Annotated in this window: 3 protein-coding genes; all 3 read right to left on the bottom strand. The window is 61.0% G+C overall.

The annotated features are described in order from the left end of the window. Nucleotides 1–67 precede the first annotated feature (67 nt). The 3 genes from EJA71_RS06460 to EJA71_RS06450 all read right to left on the bottom strand — a co-directional run bounded on the left by EJA71_RS06460 (nt 68) and on the right by EJA71_RS06450 (nt 3,963). A complete protein-coding gene (locus EJA71_RS06460; protein WP_016983182.1) occupies nt 68–1,042 on the bottom strand; it encodes a serine/threonine protein kinase in 975 nt (324 codons plus the stop codon). Between the two features lie 184 nt (nt 1,043–1,226). After that, nucleotides 1,227–3,128 (bottom strand): PhoX family phosphatase, encoded by a 1,902-nt coding sequence (locus EJA71_RS06455; RefSeq protein WP_158955279.1) that lies wholly within the window; start codon nt 3,126–3,128, stop codon nt 1,227–1,229. A 70-nt stretch (nt 3,129–3,198) separates the two neighbouring features. After that, complete coding sequence (locus EJA71_RS06450) at nt 3,199–3,963, bottom strand: TOBE domain-containing protein (protein WP_158955277.1); 765 nt, start codon at nt 3,961–3,963, stop codon at nt 3,199–3,201. Between the last annotated feature and the right edge of the window lie 138 nt (nt 3,964–4,101).

The raw sequence follows: 4,101 nt of genomic DNA, 5'->3' as shown, positions 1-4,101 counted from the left end.
GCAGCTCCTACAGGGGAATGTATTCCAAGGTAGGAGCTGCCGAAGGCTGCGATCTTTTGATCTTTGATCAGAAGAGTTTCAGCGGCTCTTCATTGAGCGCGGACAATTGCTCGCGCAACGCCAACACCTGATCGCCCCAATAACGCTCAGTACCGAACCACGGAAAGCTGTGCGGGAACGCCGGATCATCCCAGCGCCGTGCCAGCCAGGCGCTGTAGTGCATCAGGCGCAGGGCGCGCAGGGGTTCGATCAGCGCCAGTTCGCGCGGGTCAAAATCATGAAATTCGTTGTAGCCATCCATCAACTCCGACAGCTGGCCGAGGCATTCCTGACGGTCGCCGGCGAGCATCATCCAGATGTCCTGCACTGCCGGGCCCATGCGGCAGTCGTCGAGGTCGACAATGTGGAACATCTCGTCGCGGCACATCATGTTGCCGGGGTGGCAGTCGCCGTGCATGCGGATGTTCTGGTGTGGCGTGTTGGCGTAGGCATCTTCCACGCGTTTAAGCAGGTCGCGGGCGACAGACTCGTAGGCCGGCAGCAGGCTTTTCGGAATGAAGTTGCCTTCGAGCAAGGTGTTCAACGAGGCGTGGCCGAAGTTCTGCACCGCAAGAGCTTCCCGGTGCTCGAAAGGCTTGGTCGCACCCACAGCGTGAATCCGCCCGAGCAACTGGCCGAGACGATACAGCTGATCAAGATTGCCCGGCTCCGGCGCCCGGCCACCACGACGGGGAAACAGGGTGAAACGAAAACCGGCGTGTTCGTGGAGGGTTTCGCCGTTGTGGATCAGCGGTGCGACCACCGGAATCTCGACGTCGGCCAGTTCGAAGGTGAACTTGTGCTCTTCGAGAATGGCTTCGTTGGTCCAGCGCTGCGGACGATAGAACTTGGCGATCAGCGGTTCGGAGTCTTCGATGCCGACCTGATAGACGCGGTTCTCGTAGCTGTTGAGCGCCAGAATGCGCGCATCGCTCAGGAACCCGATGCTTTCAACGGCATCAAGGACGAGGTCGGGTGTGAGGGTTTCAAACGGGTGGGCCATGCTGACTCCTGCGCGCAGCAGGCTGCCGCGTCCGGCCCAGCATGGTAGCGCAGATGGCAGGCTCTTAGGGGGTTGGTGTCTGGGCTGACGCTATCGCTGGCAAGCCAGCTCCCACAGGTTTTTGCGCAGATTTGCAGATAGCGCAGGACCTTGTGGGAGCTGGTTTGCCAGCGATGAGTCCATATCAGGCGCCGACGATCCCACCGTCTTCGCGGGTAATCGCCATTACCGACGAGCGTGGCTTGCCATTCGGCAAATGCTCAGGGAACGTCGAACCGCCGTTCTCCCCCGGATGCTGAATCCCGACAAACAGGGTTTTTTGATCCGGCGAGAAGCTGATCCCCGTCACTTCGCAACCAATCGGCCCGACCATGAACCGGCGAATTTCACCGGTCTTGGGATCGGCGCAAAGCATCTGGTTATTGCCCATGCCGGCAAAGTCGCCGGCGTTGCTCGAATCGCCGTCAGTCAGAATCCACAAGCGCCCGGCCTTGTCGAAGCCCAAGCCATCCGGGCTGTTGAACATGTTTTGCGGGGTGATGTTCTTCGAGCCGCCCTTCGGCGTCCCGGCATGCACACCCGGATTACCGGCAACCACAAACAGATCCCAGGCAAACGTCTTCGAAGCGTGATCGTCGCGGTCGGTGCGCCAGCGCAGGATCTGCCCGTAGACGTTCTTCTCGCGCGGGTTCGGCCCACCGACGGGTTGGCCGTCTTCGCCGCGTTTGGCGTTGTTGGTCAGGGTGCAATAAACCTGGCCGTCCTTGGGACTGACGACGATCCATTCCGGGCGGTCCATACGCGTGGCGCCAACCACACTGGCGGCAAGGCGCGCATGGATCAGCACTTCAGCCTGATCGGCAAAACCGCTGCTGGCGTCGATGCCGTTCTTGCCGTGGGTCAACTCGATCCACTGGCCCTGGCCTTTCGGGTGATCGGGGTTGCTGTCGCCATTGTCGAATTTCGCCACGTACAGGGTGCCGTGATCGAGAATGTCGCGGTTGGCCTTGGCGTTGCGGTGGTTGATGCGGTCGCGGCTGACGAATTTGTAGATGAACTCGCCACGCTCGTCGTCGCCCATGTACACCACCGCGCGGCCGTCATCGGTCTCGGCCAGCGCGGCGTTTTCATGTTTGAAGCGGCCCAGCGCCGTGCGTTTGACCGGGGTCGATTGCGGATCGAACGGATCGATCTCGACCACCCAGCCGTGACGGTTGAGCTCGTTGGGGTTCTTCGCCATATCGAAGCGCGGGTCGTACGGGTGCCAGTTGATCTCGCGGCTGGCGGCCGAAACGCCGTAACGCTTCTGTGCAGGGTCGAACTGCTGCTGAGCATTGCTGCTGCCAAAGCAGTCAGTGAAGTTTTCTTCGCAGGTCAGGTAGGTGCCCCACGGCGTTTTCCCGTTGGCGCAGTTCTGGAAAGTGCCGAGGACTTTCTTGCCCTGCTTGTCGGCAGCGGTTTTCATCAACTCGTGACCGGCCGCCGGGCCGCCGATGCGCAGCGGCGAGTTGCCGTGGATGCGGCGGTTGTAGCGCGAGCCCTGGACGAACTGCCACTGACCGTTCTTGCGCTGTACTTCAATCACCGACACGCCCTCGCATGCCAGTGCCTTGCGCACGTCTTCGGCCGATTGCGGCATGCCGCCGTGCGGGTAGAGGTAGCGGTAGTTGGTGTATTCGTTGTTGATCGCCATCAACGCCCGGTTGCGATCGTCGGGGAAGGCAAACAGGCTCATGCCGTCGTTGTTGTCGCCGAACTGCACTTCCTGTGCGGCGGCGGTGCCGTTGCCACTCGGATCGAACGCCGGACCGTTCTTTTGCAGGGGCTGGCCCCAGCTGATCAGCACCGAAGACTTGTAGCCTTTGGGCAGGGTGATGACGTCGGTGGTCGCTGCGGGAATGCTCTCGAAGCCGAGCAAGCGGCTGTGGCCGGCGCTGACACCGGTCGCCAGCGCGCTGCGGCTCAACAGGCTACCGCCGAGGAACATCGCTGCACCGCACAACGCACCGGCGCCAATGAAACCGCGACGGCTGAGGCCGACCATTTTTTCCAGGTCGGTGGATTGGTTTTCTTCTAATAGGCTCACATCAGGCTCCCTGCATGGTTTTGGCAGCAACCTTAAAGGGAGGCGATGACGCTTTTGTTGCAGGCCTCGATTACAGCGGCGTGCCGATCAGCACGTTGGACGGCGAGAACTGCACTTGCACCGCTTGCTCGACGGTCAACCCTCGGTTGCGCAGGTCCAGCGGCTCGGCCAAGGCACAGAGGGTATGGCCGTTGGGCAGGGTAATACGCACTTCGCTGGGGCCGTCCTCGGCGTCGAGAATAGCTTCGATGGTGCCCTTGAGAAGATTGTGACCAGACGTTGCAGGTTGCTCGACGGTCAGCAGTTCGAGCCAGCCCGCCTTGATCAGCGCCACAACTTCGGTGCCGGTTTGCAGTTCCAGGTGCACGGTGCTGTCGTGGGTGATTTGCGCATCGAGGTGCAGGCCTTCCGCCAGTTCGAGGCGGATCAGGTCATTGCGGCCCTGACTTTCAATCGCCACGACCTTGCCGTGCAACTGATTGCGTGCGCTGGTTCGGAGCATCAAACGACCGAGAAGATCGAGGTCGCTGGCGTCTTCTGCCGCTTCCAGCACCTGCGCTTGCAAGGCCTGAAGTTTCTGGTACAGACGCAAAACGCGTTCGCCTTCGCTGGACAGTTTCGCACCGCCGCCGCCCTTGCCACCGACGGCCCGTTCGACCAACGGTTTCTGTGCAAGGTTGTTCAGCTCATCGATGGCATCCCACGCCGCTTTGTAGCTCAGGCCAGCGCTTTTCGCGGCGCGGGTGATCGAGCCTTGTTCGGCGATGTGTTGCAGCAGGGCGATACGCTGCGGACGGCGGACGATGTGCTGGGACAACAGGGAAGGCATGGACATGGGTGGGGGCTTTTTAGCGGTGGCGGTGAGAAGTGAAGTTGGCCGCTTGCAACGCCAGAGTCAAGCCAAACCCAATCCCCTGTAGGAGCTGCGGCACGCTGCGATCTTTTGATCTTTAAAAACAAGATCAAAAGATCG

The organism is Pseudomonas sp. PB106 (assembly GCF_009764645.1).
Classification (GTDB): Bacteria; Pseudomonadota; Gammaproteobacteria; order Pseudomonadales; family Pseudomonadaceae; genus Aquipseudomonas.
Note: the sequence above shows the minus strand (reverse complement) of the source record. Positions and strands in the feature narration are given on the sequence as shown.